Genomic DNA, 18,835 nt, shown 5'->3' on the forward strand with positions numbered 1-18,835 from the left:
GCAACTTCCGTCGCAGATTTTACGGCTGTGAGGAAAACAGCAAGGCATCCCCCGGCGCAAGCAGCATCAGCGCCGCTCCGGTGCAGATAATGCGCCCGTTTTGCCCGATACAGAGGCACTCAAGGTCCGCAAGCTGCTTCTCTGCCCGGATTTTGCTGAGCGTCACGCGCGCGACCAGCGGCTCATTCACGCGCGCTTTCGCGTGAAAGTGAAGGCGCTGGCGCAACCAGCCGGTGCCAGGACCGGGCAGACGCGTCCCCAAGAGGCAGGAAAACAGCGCCCCGATCAGCGGCTCGGGGATCAGATCCTGCGGGCAGCCCTCACCGCTCAGCGCGGCAAAAGCCGCGAGATCCGCCGGGCTGAAGCTGCGGTGAAGCTCGGCAAAGGGGGTCTCCGGCTCTGTCATGGCCCTCCCCAAAATATTTCGCAGACCAGCGTGCCATCGGCCCGGGCGGCGCGGGCGGTAAGGATCCCTTCTTCCTCAGTCACACGCAGATCCAGCCGTTCCCCGGCATAGGCCGGTGCGGGAAAGCGCAGGGTGACATCGGCTGTAAGGCTGATCCCTGCCGCGTGCGCGAGTGACTGAAGCCGGGCCCAGATCAGCATGCCATGGGCGACAGGCGCGCCAAAGGGATGCTGCGCGGCATAGTCGGGGTTGGTGTGGATCGGATTGTCGTCACCGGAGAGCGCTGCAAAAGCGTCGAACCCGCTTTGGCAGGGCGTCCAGCTGGTCTGCGCGAGGATCCGGCTCATAAGGCGCTGAGCGCGGATTTGCGGATCTTGCCCGAGGGACTGCGCGGCAGATCAGCGGCAAAGCGAAAGCTGCGCGGCACTTTGAAAGGCGAAAGCCGCTCGCGGCAAAAGCGGATCAGATCCGAGACCTCAGGCTCCGGGCCCGAGGGGATCACAAAGGCCAGACCCGCCTCGCCCCAGCGGGGATCGGGAACACCGATGACCGCCGCCTCGCGCACGGCAGGATGAGCCTGCAAAACGGCCTCCACCTCGGCGGGCCAGATGTTTTCGCCACCGGAAATATACATCTCTTTCACGCGCCCGATGATGCGGTAGCAGCCCCGGGCGTCCTGCTCTGCCAGATCGCCGGTCTTCAGCCAGCCATCGGGGGTAAAACTCTCAGCCGTGGCCTGCGGGTTGCGGTAATAGCCCGGCGTGATCGTGGCCCCCTGCATCTGCAACTCGCCCGGGTTTCCGCCCGCGAGACGGGCGCGGGTGTAAAACTGCGGCCGCCCGACGGAGACCGGATCGCGCAGCGCCGTGGTGCGGTCCGCGAGAAAGCCGGTCGGCCCGCTTTCCGTCATGCCATAGCCGTTTTGCACCACCACACCCGCGGCCTGCAGCGCGCGGGCGAGATTTTCGGGAAACGGCGCCCCGCCTGAGGCACAGCCGCGAAGCCGCGCAAGTGCGGTCCGGGTGGCCTCTCCCTGATCGTGCAGATCCTGCCAGACTGTCGGCACGGCAAAAAGCTGGCTCAGCGCGCCCTCGTGCAACAGCCTGCTCAGCGCCCCGGCGTCATATTTCGGCAGGATATGGCTTTGCCCGCCCCATAAAAACAACGGCAGCGAGAAGAGGTTGATCCCCCCGGTGTGGCAGAGCGGCAGATAGCAGACCGAGCGGTCCTCTGCCGAAAGTCCCATCCCTTGGGCGATATTGACCGCGACAGCCTGGGCCATGGCGGCGGTCTGAATAACCGCACGCGGCGTGCCGCTGCTGCCGGAGGTAAAAAGAAGCGCGAGCGGGTCTCCGGCCGCGGCGGGGGCGGCAGTGAAATCCGGGGTCGGCGCAAGACCGTCAAACCCGCCCCCCGCCGACATCACCCGGATCTCTGCGCAAAGCACGCGCGCCCGGGGGGCATGGGCCTCATCACAAAGGACGACGGAAGGGGTGGTCAGGCGAAACTGCCCCTCCAGTTCCCCGGCCGGGGAACGCCAGTTCAGGGGGACGAAAATCTGCCCCGCCTTCTGCGCGGCAAACAGCGCAATGAAGCTCTCGGCTCTGTTGAAGGCGAGATGCGCAATACGCGCGCCGCGCCCGAAGCGGCTGAGTTCGGCCGCCAGAGCCTCTGCGGCGGCATTGATCTGATGAAAGCTCCAGGACCGTCCGCTGCTGTGATCCTGAAAGGCGATCGCCTCGCCGGACAAAGCGGCGCGCAGAGCGGCAAAATCGGCGGGATCTCTCATCTCGTCGGTCCGTGGGTCGGCGCCGTCAGGGGCGAAGACCCCGTTCCAGCATATCAAAGACCTCAGAGACGACGCGGTCGCGATCCGCCTCCGGGTTGCGCTGACCGTAGCGCTCGCCCAGCGTTACGGCCAGCCCCATCAGCGCCCAGGCGCGGATTTCTGCATCGCCCGCGCGGATCGTGCCGTCACGGGCCGCCGCCTCAAGGTTGCGGCTGTAGGCGCGGGCAAAGCCGGTGAAATAAGCGTCATAGGCCTCAGGCGCGACAAAGCGGGCTTCTTCGACGATATTGTAAAGCAAAGGCCGGGTGGCGGCGATTTCCAGAAAGGCGCGCAGGCCCAGCCGTTCAGCCTCGAGCCGGTCTTTTGCCCCGGCCGTCGCCTCGGAGAGCGAGCGGCGGGTAAAGCGGCCCATCTCTTCCACGAGGGTGCGAAAGACCGCCTCTTTGCTGTCGAAGTAGATGTAAAAGGTGCCCTGGGCGATTCCGGCGGCGCGGGTGATATCGACAATGGCCGCGCCGTTGAAGCCGCGCGCGCCGATCACCTCTTCGGCGGCGCGCAGAATGGCGTCACGGGTGCGGCGTCCGCGGGGCGTGAGGGTGGCAGGATCGGTCATAGCGGCGACAGGGCCTCCAGGGCGGTCAGAAGGGCGCGGGCGGTGGCCCGGGGGGCCTCAATATGCGGGGCATGGCCGGTGCCGGGCAGGATAACCCCTTGCCCTGACATAGCTTTCTGCGCAAGCCAGTTTGCGCAGCCGGGCGGGCAGACCTGGCTTTGCGCGCCATGAATGAAGAGTTGCGGCTGGGGAATGCGAGAGATTTCATCGCGCAGATCCTGGGCCAGGATCTCCTCCCAAAGTGCGGCCATCACCGCCCCGTCATGACGACGGATGACCGGCAGCAGGGTCTCAGCCAGGGCCTCACGTTCCGGCGCAAAGATGCCCCGGGCGATGGCGGGTGCGGTCTCCTGCCAGTGACTGCGGTAGCGTGCGGCGCGGCGCAGAAGGGGGGCGGCCTGCGGGCCCATGGCGAAGTCCCATCCCGGCGCGGGCAGCGGGCGCGGGCTCATGTCCAGGCTGACCATAGCCGTGACCGGGGCCTCTGGCTGCGCGGCCAGCCAGCGCCAGGCGATCAGCGCACCCATGGACCAGCCAATCAGGACCCTGGGCCGGCCATCTGACAGCAGATCGCGCAGCATGGCCTCAGCCCCCGCGAAGGTGGCGGGATACCCATCTGCTGCATGGCCGGGCAGATCGGGACACTCGACCACGGCCCCTTCGGCGGCAAGCTCTGCCGCCAGCGGGGCCATGGTGGCCCCGCCCATCGACCAGCCATGCAGCAGAAGGCAGCGCCGGGGCGTCATTTTGCGGCCTTCAGCCGACCCACGATTCCGGTGGGAAAGAAATAGACCGAGAGAATGAACAAAATGCCCATCCACAAAAGCCAGCGGTCGGGGTTCAGCAGATCGGGCAGCAGCGGCAGCGCGGCCGTGGCCCCGGCGGCCTGCTCCATCAGCACCTGCAGATAGCTCTGCGCCAGGACGAAAATGGCCGCCCCCAGCACCGCGCCCCAAAGCGTACCCATGCCGCCGATGACCACCATCAGCAGAATGTCGATCATGAGTTCCGCCGACAGCGTGGTATCCGGCCCGACATAGCGCAGCCAGACCGCAAAAAGCGCGCCGGCGAGCGCCGCAATCGCGGCCGAAAGGCAGGTGGCCACGGTGCGGTAAACCACCACGCGGTAGCCGATGGCCTCTGCCCGGAAGGGGTTTTCCCGGATCGCCTGCAGCACGCGGCCAAAGGGGGAAGAGACCACCCGCAGCATCAGCAGAAACAGCGCGAAGGCAGAGAAGAAGACCAGATAGTAGTTCAGCACCCGCCCGGTGATTTTGGTGCCGAAGATCTCAAGATCGGTGCGGAAGGCCGGGGTCAGCTCGCGGGGGATTTTGATGTTCATCCCGTCCTCTCCCCCCGTCAGCCAGGACAGCTGCGAGACCAGAACCGCAATGGCCGAGGCCACGGCCATGGTGATCATGGCAAAGAAGATCGCCCGGACCCGCAGCGAAAACATCGCCACCCCGAAGGCCAGCACAACCGAAAGGATCACGCCCCCAAGGGTGCCAAGCGCCAGTGCATCCCAGCCGCTGCCCAACCTCTGCGTGGCCAGCGCAACGCCATAAGCGCCAAAGCCGAAAAAGACCGTATGGGCGAAACTGACGATGCCGGTATAGCCCAGGAGCAGGTCATAGCTTGCCACCAGGACGATGAAGATGGCGATCTTTGCTGCGGTCTCCATCGCGCGGGTGCCGGAAAACACAAAAGGCGTCAGCGCAAGGCCAAGGAACACGATGAGTGCCAGCGCGATCAGCAGCTTTGACCCCGGTCCGCTGCCGGAAAAGAGCGATTTCAGCATGGTTACACCCTGATGACCGGAGACATGCCCTGGGGACGCCACATCAGGATGGCAACCATCAGGCCGATATTGGAGATGAGCGCGGCTTTCGGCTCAAGGAAGGCCACGTAGTTTTGCAAAAGCCCCACCATCAGCGCGCCGATAAACGCGCCCTCGACCGAGCCAAGGCCGCCGATGATGACGACGATGAACACCAGCACCATAATTTCATTGCCCATATGGGCGGTGATCATCTCCTGATAAAGCGCCCACATCACCCCGCCGAGACCCGCCAGCGCAGAGCCTGCGATGAAAACGGCGATGAAAACACGGTTGATGCGGTAGCCCATGGCCTGGACCATTTCGCGGTTCTCGACGCCTGCGCGCACGATCAGACCGATCCGCGTGCCGCGCAGCACGGCGCGCATGGCCAGAAAGACCACGAGTCCGGTGGCTACGGCGACGAGGCGGTATTTTTCCAGCGTGGCGCCCATGAAGGTGACGGCGCCTTTCAGCATCTCAGGGCGCGCGATATGGATTTCGCGCGGGCCCCAGATCACCTGGATCAGCTGTTCCGCCACGATCAGCCCGCCCATGGTGACGAGGATCTGTTTGAGGTGTGAGCCATAGACCGGGCGGATAATCACCCGCTCAAAGCCCCAGCCGAGCGCGCCGGTGAAGGCCATGGCAGCCAGAACCGCCGCCAGCAGTGCCAGCAGGTTCAGCGCCAGCGAGGGGGCTCCGGTCAGCGACGAGAGCCAGATCAGCACCGAGACGCCCGCAAAGGCCCCGAAAGAGATAAAGGCGCCATGGCCGAAGTTGATGATATCCATCAACCCGAAAATCAGCGTCATCCCTGAGGCGATGACAAAGATCATCATCCCCATGGCCAGCCCCGAGAGTGTCAGAGTGAGCCAGCTTGAGGCATTGGGAATGGCCAGCCATCCTGCAAAGGCCAGGAGCGGCAGCAGGAGAACCGGGATCCATGGCTCCAGCCGCAGGGCCAGCGGCGGGCGGGTCATGACGGGGGTATGATCGGGGGCGGCGCTCATGCGTGATCCTCAAGGCTCAGGCCCATCAGGCGCGATTGTAATTCAGGGTCGGCGGCAAGGGTGGCCATGGGGCCTGCCCAGATTACCCGGCCGTTGTCCATGACTGCCGCGTGATCGCCGAGCGCTTTGGCAAGGCGGAAGTTCTGCTCGACCATCAGGATGGTGGCGCCTGCGGCTTTCAACTCGCGCAAAGCTTTGGCGAGGGTGGAGACGATGGCCGGGGCGAGGCCCTTGGAGGGCTCATCAATCAGATAAAGCCGGCGCTCGGTGATCATGGCGCGGGCCACCGAGAGCATCTGTTTCTGCCCGCCCGAGAGCGTGCCTGCGCGGCCCTTCCAGAAGGTGCGCAGCGCGGGGAAGGCGGTGAAGATCCGCTCCAGCCGGTCGCGGTCCGGCGGGCCGTTGAGAGAGGCAAGAATGATATTTTCCTCAACCGTCAGATTGGCGAAAATGCCCATGTCTTCGGGCACCAGCGCCACGCCCTGCCGCGCGATCAGCGCGGAGTTGAGGGCGGTCACGGGCGCACCGTCAAGGGTGATCTCCCCCCGGTGCGGCGGCAGGATGCCCATGATCGTGCGCAGCGTGGTGGTTTTCCCCGCGCCGTTGCGGCCCAGCAGCATGGTGACCTGGCCCCTTGGTACCTCCAGGTCGACGCCGTGCAGGATGTGATATTGCCCGATGTCGGTATGGATATCGCGCAGGCTCAGAAGGATGTCAGACATCTTCGATCTCCCGGCCCATATAGGCCTCGCGCACCACATCGCTGGCCATGACCGGGCCCGGGGGACCATCGGCCACAAGGGTGCCGTTGTGCAGCACCACGATGCGGTCGGCGAGCGCGCGGATGACATCCATCTTATGCTCAACGAGCAGCACGGTGGCGGCGGGGTCTTTGCGGATATCGGCGATGAGCGAGAGGATCACCGGAGCCTCATCCATGCTCATCCCCGCCGTCGGCTCATCAAACATGAAGATTTTGGGCCGGAGCGCGAGGAGAAGCGCCACTTCGACCTTGCGCTGATCGCCGTGGGGCAGGGTGCGCACTTCGGCGCGGGCCTGAGCGGTGAGGCGGGTGCGGGTGAGGATCTCTTCGGTCTCGCGGATCAGGTCTTTGCGGCTGTCGGCCATGCGAAAGAGACTGAGCCCGGCTTTGCGGCGCGACTGGACCGTCAGGCGGATGTTTTCAAAGACGCTGAGCGCCGGGAACAGATTGGTCAGCTGAAAGGCGCGGCCGAGACCGGCATGGGCGCGGGCCGAGGGGCTGAGGCTGCTGATATCACGGCCCTCAAGGCGCACCTGGCCGGAGGTGGCGCGGATCTGCCCGGAGATCAGATTGAACCAGGTGGTTTTTCCGGCGCCATTGGGGCCGACGATGGCGGTGAGCTGGCCGGGGTGAAAGGCGCAGCTGACGGCATTGACGGCGATATGGCCGCCGAAACGGACCGTGAGGTCGCGGGTCTCAAGCGATGGGGTCATGGGAGAGGCCGTGCTGTCTGGCCGGAAGCCGGGGGGCGCTGCCCCCCGGACCCCCCGGAGTATTTTGAAAAAGCCAAAGATCAGCGGGTGTTGCGCAGCGGGATTTTCATCTCCTCAGCCGGGATCACCCGGACGAGTTCGGGGATGCCCCATTCGACAGCCGGATCGACCTTGATCTTGAAGTGATACATTTCCTGCATCGCCTGGTGATCTTCGGGGCGGAAGGTCATGGTGCCTTTCGGGGTCTCGAAAGACATGCCCTCCATGGCGGTGATCAGGGCCTCGGTCTCGGTGGAGCCGGCCTTTTTGATCGCCTCGACGGCCGCGATGCCGGCGGACATGCCGCCTGCGGTGAAGAAATCCGGCGGCGTGTTGTAGCGCGCCATATGTTCTTTGACGAACCACTGGTTCACCGGGTTCTGCGGGATTTCGTAGTAGTAATAGGCCGAGCCTTCGAGGCCGGGGAATTCCTTATAGGCTTTGAGCGCTTCGAGGATATTGCCGCCGGTGGCGAGTTCAATGCCGTAGCGGCCCGGGTCCATGGCCTGGAGTTTCGACATCGGGTTATTGGCGCCGGCCCAGATGATGAAAATGCGCTTTTCGCCGTCCTGGTCTTTCAGGGCGTTGAACATCCGCTCGGCATAGGCGGTGAAATCGGTGGTGTCGGTGGGCGCATATTCTTCGGCCACGAGTTCGGCTTTGGTATCGGCGAGGGCCTCTTTGAAGGCGGCAATGCCGTCGCGGCCGAAAGCATAGTCCTGGGCGAAGGTGACGATCTTCACGCCTTCGCGGCCAAGGGCCACGGCATTGGAAATGGCGTCCTGCGAGGAATTGCGCCCGGTGCGGAAGATGTAGCGGTTCCAGGCCTCGCCGGTGATGGTATCGGCCACCGCGGGTTCGACGATCAGGATTTTTTCAAACTCTTCGGCCACGGGCAGCATGGCGAGGGCCACGCCCGATCCGGTGCCGCCCACGGCGAGATCCGCCTCATCATCGCCGAAGGCTTCGGCCAGCATGGCGCGGCCGACATCGGGTTTGAGCTGGCTGTCTTTTTCGATCACGGTGATCTTCTCGCCGTTGATCTCCATGGTGCCGCCGGTGGCATATTCCAGACCCATCATCAGGCCGATCTGGCTTTGGCGGGCATAGGCTTCAAGGCCGCCGGATTTGTCATAGACATGGGCGATTTTGATGTCGGCGGCGGCGGGAAGTGCCCAGCCGCAAAGCGCCGTCAGCGCGACGGTCAGTCTGGTCTTCATACTATCCTCCCTCGGAACATGACGTATGATTCATGTCTCACTCCAAGAGCTAGCCCGCGGATTTTTGCCGGTCAATCTTTATCTGCCAGGATCGGGGAGGGGGCCCGCGCGGGCGCAGGGTGCTTTTGTGGCGGAGCCGCGTTAGTGTGGCGCAAAGCCGGATCGGAAGGACCATGGCATGACCACAGTTTACTATTCTCCGGGCGCCTGCTCGCTGGCCGTTCATATTGTGCTGGAGTGGATCGGTGCGCCCTATGAGGCGGTGAAATCGAAGATTGGCTCAGAGGAGCTGAAAGCCGTGAACCCCAATGGCTCAGTGCCCGCGCTGAAGGAAGACGACGGTTGGGTGCTGACCCAGGCGGGGGCGATCCTGGACTATCTGGCCCATAAACATCCCGAGGCGGGTCTGACCGGGGGCGACTCTTTGCGCGCGAAGGCAGAGGCGCATCGCTGGTCGTCGTTTTTCACCTCTGACATGCATGCGGCTTTCTGGCCGGTCTTCATGCCGTTTCGCTATACCACGGATGAAAGCGCAGAGGCGCGGGCGAAGGTGAAGGCGGCGGGTCAGGAGATCGCCCGGAAGCAGTTTGCCGCGCTGAATGCCCATCTTGCGGGGCGGGAGTGGATTTTGGACGGGCGCTCGGTGATTGATGCCTATGCCTTCCCGATGATCCGCTGGGGGCAGGCGATGCTGCCGGGGGGCCTTGCGGATTTCCCGGAGGTGCAGCGCCTTCATGATAAACTGGCCGCTGATCCGGCAGTGCAGAAAGTTCTTGCCCGTGAGGGTGGAAAGTAAGGAGCAGCCATGACGAGCGGCATCCATCACGTCACCTCGATTACGGCCAATGTCCAGGCCAATGTCGATTTTTATGCGGGCTTTCTGGGTCTGCGCCTGGTCAAGCAGACCGGCGGCTATGAGGATGCCGAGCAGCTGCATCTTTTCTATGGCGATGGCGCGGGCAATCCCGGGACGCTCCTGAGCTTTCTCGTGTGGGAAGCGGCGGGGCGCGGGCGCACGGGCCTTGGTCAGGTCTCAGAGGTGGGTCTGTCTGTGCCGCCCGAAGAGATCGGCAACTGGCTCACGAGGGCCATGCAGGCGGGTATTCCGGCGGAAGGTCCGAGCCAGGAGTTCGGCGAGCCGGTTTTGCGCCTGAAAGATCCTGACGGGATGATCGTGAAGCTGGTCGGTCATGACGATGTGACGGCAGACCCGATCTCCGGCGCGCCGATCCGCATTCGCGGCGTCACGCTTCTGACCGATCAGGCGGAAGAGACGGCCGAGTTCATCACCCGTTTTGGCTATGCCCGGGGGGAGAAGTCGGGCGCGGTGGAGCGGATGGTCTCGGACACCGATGTGGTCGATATCCGCGCGGTGGGGGGCTTTGTGCCCTCGATCTCCGGGGCGGGTGTGCCCGATCACGTGGCCTTCCGCGCCGTGGATGTGGATGCGGTTCGCCGGATGCGTCTGTCGCTGCGCGGTTTTGGCGATACGCCGGTGCATGACCGGAAGTATTTCCTGTCGCTTTATGTGCGCGAGCCGGGCGGCACGCTGATCGAATATGCGACCGATGCGCCGGGGATGTCGGTGGATGAGGCACCCGATCAGCTGGGCCGCACCCTGATGATCCCGCCCTCTGATACGGCGCGGGCGGAAGACCTGCGCCTGATGCTGCCGCAGTTTGTGATGCCGGGGGAAGAGCGCTTCCCGCCCCGCGATCTGCCCTTCATCCACCGCTTTCACCGGCCTGCGCAGGAAGATGGCTCAACCCTGATCCTGCTGCATGGCTCGGGCGGAAATGAAGCAGATCTGATGCCGATTGCGCACCGCATTGCGCCCCAGGCGGCTTTGCTGGGGGTCAGAGGGCGCTCGGCGGAGGAAGGGGTGAACCGCTGGTTCCGCCGGTTTGATGCCAACCGCTTTGACCAGGGCGATATCCGCTCTGAGGCAGAGGCCTTTGTGGCCTTTGTCGAAGGGGCGATCCGGGGATACGGGCTGGATGCCGCGAAGATCACTTTCGTTGGGTTTTCCAACGGGGCCAACCTTCTGGGCGCGGTGATGCAGCTTTATCCCGGTGTGGTGTCCCGGGCGATCCTGCTGCGGGCCGTGCAGGTGCTGGATGAGCCGCCGCAGGCTGATCTGAGCGGCGCGTCGGTTCTGGTGATAGAGGGCGAAAAAGACCCCTGGGCGCTGCGTGCGCCGGAGCTGCTGAGGGCTCTGCGCGAGGCGGGGGCCGATCTGCGGGCCGAGACCCTTGTGGGTGAGGGGCATGAGCTGGGCCAGCAGGATCTGCAGCTTGCCCGCGACTGGTATCAGGGGGCTGTTGCATAATTCGCGCAGTCGACCCTCAGGGGGGCGGATTTCCGCCCCCCTCTCCCAATTAACGCTTTGTCGAAGCCGCTCAGGGCTGTTTGCTGACAATGAGCCGGTCGGAGGAGCGGCAGTTTCCTGTGTGTTTGGGAGGACGAGGATGCGTTTTAAAACATTGATCGCGGCCATTGGCGCGGCGACGGCACTCTCTTCAGCGGCTTATGCCCAGGGCTATCCGGAGCGGCAGATCACCATGGTGGTGCCGTTTTCTGCCGGGGGCCCGACCGATACCGTGGCCCGTCTGGTGGCCGAGCGGATGTCGGCAGACCTTGGCCAGCAGATCATCGTGGAAAATGTCGGCGGGGCGGGGGGCACCCTGGGCGCGGGCCAGGTCGCCAAGGCCGATCCTGATGGCTATACGATCCTTCTTCATCACATCGGCATGGCCACGGCGGCGACGCTTTATCGCCAGCTGGCTTATGACACGCTGAATGCCTTTGAATATGTGGGCCTCGTGACGGAAGTGCCGATGGTCATGGTAGCGCGGAAAGACTTTGAAGCCACGGATTTCAAAGACTTTATCGAGAAGGTGAAGGCGCAGAAAGACACCATCAATATGGCCAATGCCGGGATCGGGGCTGCCTCGCATCTTTGCGGGATGCTGTTTCAGTCCTCCATCGACACGCAGTTCACCACCGTGCCCTATAAGGGGACCGGACCGGCGATGACCGATCTTCTGGGCGGGCAGGTCGATTTCATGTGCGATCAGACCACCAATACCACCCAGCAGATCAAGGGCGGCACGATCAAAGCCTATGCCGCCACCTCGCCTGAGCGGCTGGCGATTTTCCCCGATCTTGAAACGGTCACGGAAGGCGGTCTGCCGCAAATGACCGTGGGGATCTGGCACGGGGTTTATGCCCCGAAGGGCACGCCCGCTGAGGCGACGGAGCGGCTGTCGAAGGCGCTGCAGGTGGCGCTGGCGGATGAAAAGATTGCGACCGCTTTCGGGGATCTGGGGACCACGCCCTCTTCGGCTGAGGAAGCCACTCCGGCAGCATTGAAAGAGAAGCTGGAGAGCGAGATTGCCCGCTGGAAGCCGGTGATCGAGGCCGCAGGCGTCTACGCCGATTGAATGATGCGGGGCGGCTGAGACCGCCCCGTTTTTCTTGAGGCATGCAGATGACGGATAAAAACCGAACCGATGTTCTTTGCGGTCTCGCGCTTCTGGCGGTGGCTGCGCTCTTTGGCTGGCAGGTGACGGGTCTGCCGATCGGCACGGCGGTGCGGATGGGGCCGGGGTATTTCCCCATGGTGCTCTCGGGCCTTCTGGCGGTGCTGGGGGCGATCATTCTGATCAAAGCCCTGCGTAGTCCTGAGCCTGAGGAGGAGAAAGGCCCCATCGCCTGGCGCGGCATGGCCTTCATTCTGCCCGCGCCGGTGTTTTTCGGGCTGACGGTGCGGGGGCTTGGCTTTGTGCCCGCGCTTTTCGTGACGGCGCTGATCGCCTCCTTTGCCTCTCGCCGGATGAAGGTCTGGCAGGCCTTTGTGCTGGCGGGCCTAGTGACGGCATTTTCCACCCTTGTTTTCAGTTATGCTCTGGGGCTGCCCTTCCGGCGCTTTGGCCCCTGGTGGCCGTTTTAAGAGGCGCGCATGGATCTTCTTAGTAATCTTGCGCTTGGCTTTTCGGTCGCCACCTCGCTGGAGAACCTTGGCTTTTGTCTGATCGGGGTGCTTTTGGGCACACTGATCGGAGTTTTGCCGGGGATCGGGGCCACGGCGACCATTGCGATGCTTTTGCCGATCACCTTTCAGCTGGAGCCGGTGTCGTCGCTCATCATGCTGGCGGGAATTTACTATGGCGCGCAATATGGCGGCTCGACCACCGCGATCCTGATCAATATGCCCGGCGAGAGCTCTTCGGCGGTCACCGCGATCGATGGCTATCAGATGGCGCGCAAGGGCCAGGCGGGCGCGGCGCTGGCCATTGCAGCCCTGGGGTCGTTTTTTGCGGGCACGGTCTCAACCTTTCTGGTGGCGGTTTTTGCGCCGCCGCTGACGGTTGTGGCGCTGAAATTCGGGGCGGCGGAGTATTTTTCGCTGATGGTTCTGGGCCTCGTAATGTCGATTGCGCTCGCGCATGGATCGGTCATCAAGGCATTGGCCATGGTGGTTCTGGGGCTGCTTCTGGGCATGGTGGGGACGGATGTTTATACCGGCACGCCGCGCTTTACCTTCGGGATCCCCAATTACGCGGACGGGCTGAACTTTGTGGCCCTGGCGGTGGGGGTTTTTGGCATCGCTGAGATCCTGCGCAATCTGGAAAATGAGGGCGACCGTGAGGTGCTGACCAAAAAGGTCGGCCGGCTCTGGCCCTCGCGGGCGCAGATGCGCGAGGCTTTTGGGCCGGTGCTGCGTGGCACGGGGATCGGCTCGGTTTTAGGGATTTTGCCGGGCGGCGGCGCTGTTCTGGCGGCTTTTGCTTCTTATACGGTGGAAAAGCGGGTCTCAAAGACCCCGCGGGAGTTCGGGCAGGGCGCGATTGCCGGGGTGGCGGGGCCGGAGAGTGCCAATAACGCGGGGGCTCAGACGTCGTTTATTCCGCTGCTGACTTTGGGGATTCCGGCCAATCCGGTCATGGCTTTGATGATCGGGGCGATGATCATTCAGGGCATCGTGCCGGGACCGGATGTGGCGGTGGAGCAGCCGCGGCTGTTCTGGGGCATCATTGCCTCGATGTGGATCGGCAATCTGATGCTGGTGGTGCTGAACCTGCCGCTGATCGGGCTTTGGGTGCGGCTGTTGCAGGTGCCTTATTTCGTGCTCTTTCCCATCATCATGGCGATGTGCGCGGTGGGGGTTTATTCCGTCGCCTCGAATACCTTTGATCTCTATGCGGTCGCTGGTTTCGGGCTTCTGGGTTATCTGATGTCGCGGCTGCGGCTGGAGCCGGCGCCGCTGCTGCTGGGCTTTGTGCTGGGGCCGCTGATGGAGGAAAACCTGCGCCGGGCGATGATTCTGGCGCGGGGCGATGCGACGACCTTTGTGACGCGGCCCATCTCGGCGACGCTTCTGGTGCTGACGGTGATTGTGCTGGTGGTGGTGCTTTTGCCCGCCGTGCGGCGCGGGCGGGATGAGGTTTTCACCGAGAGCGACGGCTGAGAGTTGAGAACGCCGGGGAGGGCTGCCTGCCCTCCCCGGACCCCTCCCGGGAGTATTTTGAAAAAGCCAAAGTCTTCAGAGTTGCAGGACCTTGCCGGGGTTCATGATGTTTTGCGGATCAAGCGCGCGTTTGAGGGTGGCGCAGAGCTGCAGGGCCACCGGGTCTTTGTAGCGCGGCAGTTCATCGCGTTTGGCAATGCCGATGCCGTGTTCGGCAGAGATCGAGCCGTTCATTTCGGCGGTGAGATCATGGACCCTCTGGTTGAACTGTGGATAGAGCGCGAGGAAGGCCGCGTCGCTCATGTCTTTGGGGCGGGTCAGGTTGAAATGCAGATTGCCGTCGCCGAAATGGCCGAAGGGGCAGGGGCGCAGGCCCGGGAGCAGGGCTTCGCAGAGCGCTTTGCCGCGGGTGATAAACTCGGCAACCCGCGAGACCGGCACGGAAATGTCGTGTTTGATCGAGGCGCCTTCGTGCTTTTGCATCTCAGACATGTTTTCACGCAGGGACCAGAGGGCTGTGCGCTGGCTCTCGGAACTGGCGAGGACCGCGTCATCGACGAGGCCTTCTTCCATGGCTTCCCCCAGGGCCTCTTCGAGGCGTGCGTCGAGATCAGCCTCGGGGTCGGCGCTGGTCAGCTCAATGAGCGCATAGGCGGGATGGGGCTCAGAGAGCGGGTCGCGGGCTCCGGGGAGATGGGTGGTGACGATCTCAATGCCGAAGCGCTCGAGATATTCAAAGGCCACGAGGTGTTCGCCCGCGCGGCGGCGCAGGATGTCGAAGGTGGCGAGCGCGGCTTCGGGGGTTTTGAGCCCGGCAAAAGCGGTGGCGCGGCTGAGGGGGGCGGGGAAGAGTTTGACCACGCAGGCGGTGATGATGCCAAGCGTGCCTTCGGCCCCGATCAGCAGGTCTTTAAGCGCATAGCCGGTATTGTCTTTCCGAAGCGCGGAGAGCGCATTGAGGATCTGGCCGTCGGGCAGGACGGCTTCGATCCCGAGGGTGAGTTCGCGGGTATTGCCGTAGCGCAGCACGGCAGTGCCGCCTGCATTTGTGGAGAGATTGCCGCCGATGGTGCAGCTGCCCTCTGAGGCGAGCGAGAGCGGGAAGAGGCGGCCGGCCTCTGCTGCGGCGGTCTGGACTTCGGCGAGGGTGCAGCCGGCTTCCACCGTCAGGGTGCTGTTGAGCGGGTCGATCTCGCGGATGCGGTTGAGGCGCGCGAGCGAGAGCACCACGCCGCCGAAGGGCACGCCACCGCCCACGAGGCCGGTGTTGCCGCCTTGGGGGGTGATGGCCACGCCATGGGCGGCGCAGATTTTGACGCAGGCGGCGACCTCTTCGGTCGAGCCAGGGCGCAGGAGGGCCAGGGCTTCGCCCTGCCAGCGGCCGCGGCTTTCCCGGGTGACCGCGAGGAGGCGCTCGGGGTCAGTGATCACATGGGCGCTGCCAAGGGCGGCACGAAGGTCAGAAAGAAATGTATCGGTCATCGGGCTTTGGCATTGGCGCGCAGGCGCGTGATGGTGGTTCGTGACGAGATCTGCTCCGGATCTGTCACGAGTTCAAGGAGGGCTGCGCGCCCTGAGGCACGGGCGCGGGCGAGAGCGCCTGCAAATTCAGCGGTCGTGGTGACTCTTTCGGCGTAGCAGCCGTAGCCCTCGGCCATTTTCACGAAGTCATGGCCGGCAAGGCGGGTGCCGGAGACGCGCTCGGGGTGTTCGCGTTCCTGGTGCATGCGGATGGTGCCGTAGATGCCGTTGTTGAAGAGAAGCACAACGGGTGTGGCGCCATATTGTGTGGCGGTGGCCAGTTCCTGGCCCGACATCATGAAGCCGCCGTCGCCGACCATGGCCAGGGTCAGGCGTTCGGGGTGCGTGAGCGATGCGGCCACGGCGGCGGGGACAGAATAGCCCATGGCCCCGCAGGTGGAGCCGATTTCGCGCCCCGGTCTGCCGAAGCGCAGGAAGCGCTGCGCCCAGCCGGTGTGGTTCCCGGCATCGAGGGTGACGATCACATCTTCGGGCAGGGCGTCGCGGAGGGCGCAGAGGGCCTGCCCCATATCCAGCGCCCAGCCGCCGTCGGCGGGGCTTTCGGTGTCTTTCAGCCACTCCTGGCGCAGGCCGCCGGCCCAGTCGCCCCAGATGTTCTGCCGCCCGAGATCAAGGGGGGCGAGGGCGGCGGCAGCCTCGGGGGCGGTGGCGGCGAAGCCGATGTCGGGGCCATAGACGCGGCCGATCTCATCAGGGTCGGGGTGGATATGGATGAGTTTCTGGCGTAGCTCCGGCGGGACCAGGTTTTCATAGCCATTTGTGGTCATTTCGCCCAGGCGCGCGCCGATGACCAGCAGAAGGTCAGCTTCCGTCAGGCGCTGTCGCAGCAGCGGGGCCGTGGCGGTGCCGAATTCGCCGACATAGGCATCTGAGCGGTTGGAGATGCTGTCCTGGCGGCGGAAAGAGGTCGTGACCGGCAGGCGGTTCGTCTCAGCGAAGCGCTGAATATCGGCGGCGGCCTCATCGGTCCAGCCGGAGCCGCCGAGCAGCAGGAGTGGCTTTTGCGCGGTCGAGAGGAGATCGGCCACGCGGGCGATCTCATCGGCGCCAAGGCGGGCCTTGGTGGCGAAATAGGGACGGGCGTCTGCCACTTCGACCAGGCTGGTCAGCATGTCTTCGGGCAGGGCCAGCACCACCGGTCCGGGGCGGCCCGAGGTGGCCATGCGGAAGGCGCGGGCGATATATTCCGGCACCCGCTCCGGGCAGTCGATCTGCGCCACCCATTTGGCGAGGCCGCCGAACATCTGGCGGTAATCCACCTCCTGAAAGGCCTCGCGGTCGGTCATATTGCGGCCGATCTGCCCCACGAGCAGGATCATCGGCGTGCTGTCCTGCTGTGCGATATGCACGCCGATGGCAGCATGGCAGGCGCCGGGGCCGCGGGTGACCATGCAGATGCCGGGTTTGCCGGTCAGTTTGCCATAGGCTTCGGCCATATTGGCCGCCCCCGCTTCATGGCGGGCGTTGATCAGGGTGAAGCGGTCCTGCACGTCATGGAGCGCATCCAGCACCTCAAGATAGCTCTCGCCGGGGACGCAGAAGGCGCGGTCGGCCCCGTGGATCAACAGCTGGTCGACCAGAACCTGACCGGCGGTGCGGGGGGGCGGGCGGGGCGTCTCAAACGGCGTCATCAGAACTCTCCTCCGGGGTTCGGGAAACTGTTGCCGCCGCTTTTGTCGCTGTCAACCGAAGCTGACACGGCGAAATGCCTTCTTTTCCTGCGAAATTATCCGGGCTCTGCCCGCACGGAACCGGATGACAAAAAGAATGGTTGTTCTATATAAGACAGAAACTCTCCGACCGGTGATTCCATGCCGCGACTGACAGAAGACCGCCGCCTCAGGCAGCGCCAGCGCGTGCTGGACGCTGCGCGCTTGTGTTTTGCCCGCCAGGGATTTCAGGCCACCACCATGGCCGATATCATCCGCGAGGCGCAGATGTCTGCCGGGGCGGTTTACGGATATTTCGCGTCAAAACATGACCTTGGGCTGACGGCCATGGATCAGGAGATGGCGCGGCTGACCCGGGCGCTGGAGCCTGTCTTTGCCGCGCCGCCGCCGGGCGGGCTGCGGGCTGCGGTTCAGGCGATCCTTGATGGCGTGGATGCGCTGTCGGATGGCAGTGAGACCGATTTTTGCCGCATGGCGATCAATGCCATTGCCGAGGCGCGGCGCGATGCGGTGATGGAGGCGGCACTGCTTGCGCATCTGAAGCCCCTGATTGCAGGGCTCGAAGGTCTGATCCGTCACTATTGCGACAGGCCGCAGGCGGCTCAGGCGGCGGAAAGCCTTTTTGCACTGATTATCGGGCAGATTGTGCGACACTCTCTTCTGGGCAGCCCCCTGCGGCTGTCCGCCCCCGATCTGACGGAGCTTGCCCTATGAGCGAATGTCGTCTGTTTTCTGCCATGGCGCTTTGTGCGGCAGCCCTTTTGCCCGCTCCGCTGCAGGCCGGGGCGCCTTTGAGCGTGACCACGGCTGAGGTGCGCTATGATGAGACCGGCATCACCCTGGAGCTGACCGGACTGATCACCGCCCGCGATCTGGTCAGCGCGGGCTTTGCCAATCCCGGCCAGGTGCTGGCGGTCTATCCGGAGGCGGGGGCAAGCGTGGCGGCGGGGGATCTGCTGGCTGAGCAGGACCCCACCCAGGCGAGAGAGGCTCTGCGCGCGGCAAAGGCGGCGCTGGTTGCGGCTGACGCGGCGCTGTTGCGTGAGGAGCGTGAGGTGTCGCGCGACCGCGAGCTGTCGCGCCAGGGCTATGTCTCTCAGGCGCAGCTGGACGCCGCCGAAGAAGCGCTGACCACGGCGCGGGCCAGCGCACGCCAGGCCGCTGCTCGTGTGGATGCGGCCGCGAAGGCGCTGGAAGAGACGCGGCTGACCGCCCGGGTGGCTGCTGTCGTCCTCAGCCGTGAGGCCGAGGCGGGGCAGGTGGTGGGCGCGGCGCAGCCGGTTCTGGAACTGGCGGGGCTAGAGGGGCGCGATGCGGTCTTTGTTGCGCCTGCGGATTACAATCTGACCGCGCTTCCGGGCACAAGGATAGAGCTGACAACCATTGAGCCGCCGAACCGCAGCTTCACCGCCGAGGTGCATCAGGTCGCGCCGATGATCGACAGCAATACCGGCGGGATCCGCGTTACCCTGCGCCTGTCCGAAGAGGCCGCGGGTCAGGTGATGCTCAACGAGCCGGTTGAGGGGCATCTGCCGGTGGGCATCGGTCGCGCGGCCGGGCTTCCGGCCGGGGCTCTGGTGCGCGGGCAGGGCGGCCCGGCGGTCTGGGTTCTGGGCGACGACGGCTTCGCCAGCCTGACCCCGGTGCGGGTCGCGCATTACACCTCTGAGCGGGTTTTTCTGGCGGAGGGTCTGCCCGAGGGGGCCCGCGTGGTCGTCAGGGGCGCGGCTCAGCTTTTCCCCGGTCGCGCCTTGCGGGTGCAGGATGCTCAGGAGTAAGCC

19 protein-coding genes are annotated in these 18,835 nt (G+C 64.5%); 7 read left to right on the plus strand and 12 right to left on the minus strand.

All coding sequences use genetic code 11. The annotated features are described in order from the left end of the window. Positions 1-19: 19 nt before the first annotated feature. From EP867_RS12380 to EP867_RS12425, 10 genes are all read right to left on the minus strand, one after another. Complete coding sequence (locus tag EP867_RS12380; protein ID WP_128489675.1) at positions 20-406, minus strand: hotdog family protein; 387 nt, start codon at positions 404-406, stop codon at positions 20-22. Next, entirely contained in the window at positions 403-753 is a 351-nt protein-coding gene (locus EP867_RS12385; protein ID WP_128489677.1) for a MaoC family dehydratase, read from the minus strand. Before EP867_RS12385 ends, EP867_RS12380 begins: the two co-directional genes overlap by 4 nt. Beyond that, positions 750-2,195, minus strand: a complete 1,446-nt coding sequence (locus EP867_RS12390; protein ID WP_128489679.1) for a class I adenylate-forming enzyme family protein — start codon at positions 2,193-2,195, stop codon at positions 750-752. Before EP867_RS12390 ends, EP867_RS12385 begins: the two co-directional genes overlap by 4 nt. Positions 2,196-2,220: 25 nt before the next feature. After that, complete coding sequence (locus EP867_RS12395) at positions 2,221-2,808, minus strand: TetR/AcrR family transcriptional regulator (RefSeq protein WP_128489682.1); 588 nt, start codon at positions 2,806-2,808, stop codon at positions 2,221-2,223. Further along, positions 2,805-3,554 carry an alpha/beta fold hydrolase gene (locus tag EP867_RS12400; protein ID WP_128489684.1) on the minus strand — a complete coding sequence of 250 codons (750 nt, stop codon included), beginning with the start codon at positions 3,552-3,554 and terminating at the stop codon, positions 2,805-2,807. Before EP867_RS12400 ends, EP867_RS12395 begins: the two co-directional genes overlap by 4 nt. Then, positions 3,551-4,606 carry a branched-chain amino acid ABC transporter permease gene (locus tag EP867_RS12405; RefSeq protein WP_128489686.1) on the minus strand — a complete coding sequence of 352 codons (1,056 nt, stop codon included), beginning with the start codon at positions 4,604-4,606 and terminating at the stop codon, positions 3,551-3,553. The genes EP867_RS12400 and EP867_RS12405 overlap by 4 nt, the downstream gene beginning before the upstream one ends. 2 nt (positions 4,607-4,608) lie before the next feature. Next, positions 4,609-5,637, minus strand: a complete 1,029-nt coding sequence (locus tag EP867_RS12410; protein WP_128489688.1) for a branched-chain amino acid ABC transporter permease — start codon at positions 5,635-5,637, stop codon at positions 4,609-4,611. Beyond that, on the minus strand, positions 5,634-6,359 hold the full coding sequence (locus tag EP867_RS12415; RefSeq protein ID WP_128489690.1) for an ABC transporter ATP-binding protein: 726 nt from the start codon (positions 6,357-6,359) through the stop codon (positions 5,634-5,636). Before EP867_RS12415 ends, EP867_RS12410 begins: the two co-directional genes overlap by 4 nt. Further along, entirely contained in the window at positions 6,352-7,113 is a 762-nt protein-coding gene (locus tag EP867_RS12420) for an ABC transporter ATP-binding protein (RefSeq protein WP_128489692.1), read from the minus strand. Before EP867_RS12420 ends, EP867_RS12415 begins: the two co-directional genes overlap by 8 nt. Positions 7,114-7,193: 80 nt before the next feature. Beyond that, positions 7,194-8,372, minus strand: a complete 1,179-nt coding sequence (locus EP867_RS12425; protein WP_128489694.1) for a substrate-binding domain-containing protein — start codon at positions 8,370-8,372, stop codon at positions 7,194-7,196. Between the two features lie 178 nt (positions 8,373-8,550). Between EP867_RS12425 and EP867_RS12430 the strand changes: the two genes are divergently transcribed. From EP867_RS12430 to EP867_RS12450, 5 genes are all read left to right on the plus strand, one after another. Next, on the plus strand, positions 8,551-9,168 hold the full coding sequence (locus EP867_RS12430; protein ID WP_128489696.1) for a glutathione S-transferase family protein: 618 nt from the start codon (positions 8,551-8,553) through the stop codon (positions 9,166-9,168). 9 nt (positions 9,169-9,177) lie between these two features. After that, positions 9,178-10,701, plus strand: coding sequence for a VOC family protein (locus EP867_RS12435; protein ID WP_128489698.1), 1,524 nt, complete (start codon positions 9,178-9,180; stop codon positions 10,699-10,701). Between the two features lie 139 nt (positions 10,702-10,840). After that, positions 10,841-11,815 carry a tripartite tricarboxylate transporter substrate-binding protein gene (locus tag EP867_RS12440; protein WP_128489700.1) on the plus strand — a complete coding sequence of 325 codons (975 nt, stop codon included), beginning with the start codon at positions 10,841-10,843 and terminating at the stop codon, positions 11,813-11,815. Between the two features lie 47 nt (positions 11,816-11,862). Then, positions 11,863-12,324: a tripartite tricarboxylate transporter TctB family protein gene (locus tag EP867_RS12445; RefSeq protein ID WP_241656898.1), complete on the plus strand. Its 462-nt coding sequence runs from the start codon at positions 11,863-11,865 to the stop codon at positions 12,322-12,324. A 9-nt stretch (positions 12,325-12,333) separates the two neighbouring features. Continuing rightward, positions 12,334-13,842 (plus strand): tripartite tricarboxylate transporter permease, encoded by a 1,509-nt coding sequence (locus tag EP867_RS12450; RefSeq protein WP_128489704.1) that lies wholly within the window; start codon positions 12,334-12,336, stop codon positions 13,840-13,842. Positions 13,843-13,917: 75 nt separating this feature from the next. On the opposite strand, the gene EP867_RS12455 is transcribed toward EP867_RS12450, so the two are convergent. After that, a complete protein-coding gene (locus tag EP867_RS12455) occupies positions 13,918-15,324 on the minus strand; it encodes an FAD-binding oxidoreductase (protein WP_128489706.1) in 1,407 nt (468 codons plus the stop codon). Continuing rightward, the gene (locus EP867_RS12460; RefSeq protein ID WP_128489708.1) at positions 15,321-17,015 is read right to left on the minus strand and encodes a thiamine pyrophosphate-dependent enzyme; all 1,695 of its coding nucleotides are present in this window, start codon (positions 17,013-17,015) and stop codon (positions 15,321-15,323) included. Before EP867_RS12460 ends, EP867_RS12455 begins: the two co-directional genes overlap by 4 nt. Positions 17,016-17,195: 180 nt before the next feature. Here EP867_RS12460 and EP867_RS12465 point away from each other — a divergent pair, with 180 nt between their 5' ends. Together EP867_RS12465 and EP867_RS12470 are read left to right on the plus strand one after the other, a co-directional pair. Further along, positions 17,196-17,768, plus strand: coding sequence for a TetR/AcrR family transcriptional regulator (locus EP867_RS12465; protein ID WP_128489710.1), 573 nt, complete (start codon positions 17,196-17,198; stop codon positions 17,766-17,768). Continuing rightward, positions 17,765-18,832 (plus strand): efflux RND transporter periplasmic adaptor subunit, encoded by a 1,068-nt coding sequence (locus EP867_RS12470; protein WP_128489712.1) that lies wholly within the window; start codon positions 17,765-17,767, stop codon positions 18,830-18,832. The genes EP867_RS12465 and EP867_RS12470 overlap by 4 nt, the downstream gene beginning before the upstream one ends. Positions 18,833-18,835: the final 3 nt, after the last annotated feature.

The sequence above is a fragment of the Falsigemmobacter intermedius genome (assembly GCF_004054105.1).
Taxonomy (GTDB): Bacteria; Pseudomonadota; Alphaproteobacteria; order Rhodobacterales; family Rhodobacteraceae; genus Wagnerdoeblera; species Wagnerdoeblera intermedia.

Bases quoted from the DNA above. Each gene is read 5' to 3' on its own strand.
- EP867_RS12430 (WP_128489696.1), top strand. From the start codon at position 8,551: ATGACCACAGTTTACTATTCTCCGGGCGCCTGCTCGCTGGCCGTTCAT.
- EP867_RS12400 (WP_128489684.1), bottom strand. From the start codon at position 3,554: ATGACGCCCCGGCGCTGCCTTCTGCTGCATGGCTGGTCGATGGGCGGG.
- EP867_RS12455 (WP_128489706.1), bottom strand. From the start codon at position 15,324: ATGACCGATACATTTCTTTCTGACCTTCGTGCCGCCCTTGGCAGCGCC.
- EP867_RS12390 (WP_128489679.1), bottom strand. From the start codon at position 2,195: ATGAGAGATCCCGCCGATTTTGCCGCTCTGCGCGCCGCTTTGTCCGGC.
- EP867_RS12465 (WP_128489710.1), top strand. From the start codon at position 17,196: ATGCCGCGACTGACAGAAGACCGCCGCCTCAGGCAGCGCCAGCGCGTG.
- EP867_RS12425 (WP_128489694.1), bottom strand. From the start codon at position 8,372: ATGAAGACCAGACTGACCGTCGCGCTGACGGCGCTTTGCGGCTGGGCA.
- EP867_RS12415 (WP_128489690.1), bottom strand. From the start codon at position 6,359: ATGTCTGACATCCTTCTGAGCCTGCGCGATATCCATACCGACATCGGG.
- EP867_RS12420 (WP_128489692.1), bottom strand. From the start codon at position 7,113: ATGACCCCATCGCTTGAGACCCGCGACCTCACGGTCCGTTTCGGCGGC.
- EP867_RS12405 (WP_128489686.1), bottom strand. From the start codon at position 4,606: ATGCTGAAATCGCTCTTTTCCGGCAGCGGACCGGGGTCAAAGCTGCTG.
- EP867_RS12385 (WP_128489677.1), bottom strand. From the start codon at position 753: ATGAGCCGGATCCTCGCGCAGACCAGCTGGACGCCCTGCCAAAGCGGG.
- EP867_RS12435 (WP_128489698.1), top strand. From the start codon at position 9,178: ATGACGAGCGGCATCCATCACGTCACCTCGATTACGGCCAATGTCCAG.
- EP867_RS12380 (WP_128489675.1), bottom strand. From the start codon at position 406: ATGACAGAGCCGGAGACCCCCTTTGCCGAGCTTCACCGCAGCTTCAGC.
- EP867_RS12445 (WP_241656898.1), top strand. From the start codon at position 11,863: ATGACGGATAAAAACCGAACCGATGTTCTTTGCGGTCTCGCGCTTCTG.
- EP867_RS12410 (WP_128489688.1), bottom strand. From the start codon at position 5,637: ATGAGCGCCGCCCCCGATCATACCCCCGTCATGACCCGCCCGCCGCTG.
- EP867_RS12440 (WP_128489700.1), top strand. From the start codon at position 10,841: ATGCGTTTTAAAACATTGATCGCGGCCATTGGCGCGGCGACGGCACTC.
- EP867_RS12460 (WP_128489708.1), bottom strand. From the start codon at position 17,015: ATGACGCCGTTTGAGACGCCCCGCCCGCCCCCCCGCACCGCCGGTCAG.
- EP867_RS12470 (WP_128489712.1), top strand. From the start codon at position 17,765: ATGAGCGAATGTCGTCTGTTTTCTGCCATGGCGCTTTGTGCGGCAGCC.
- EP867_RS12450 (WP_128489704.1), top strand. From the start codon at position 12,334: ATGGATCTTCTTAGTAATCTTGCGCTTGGCTTTTCGGTCGCCACCTCG.
- EP867_RS12395 (WP_128489682.1), bottom strand. From the start codon at position 2,808: ATGACCGATCCTGCCACCCTCACGCCCCGCGGACGCCGCACCCGTGAC.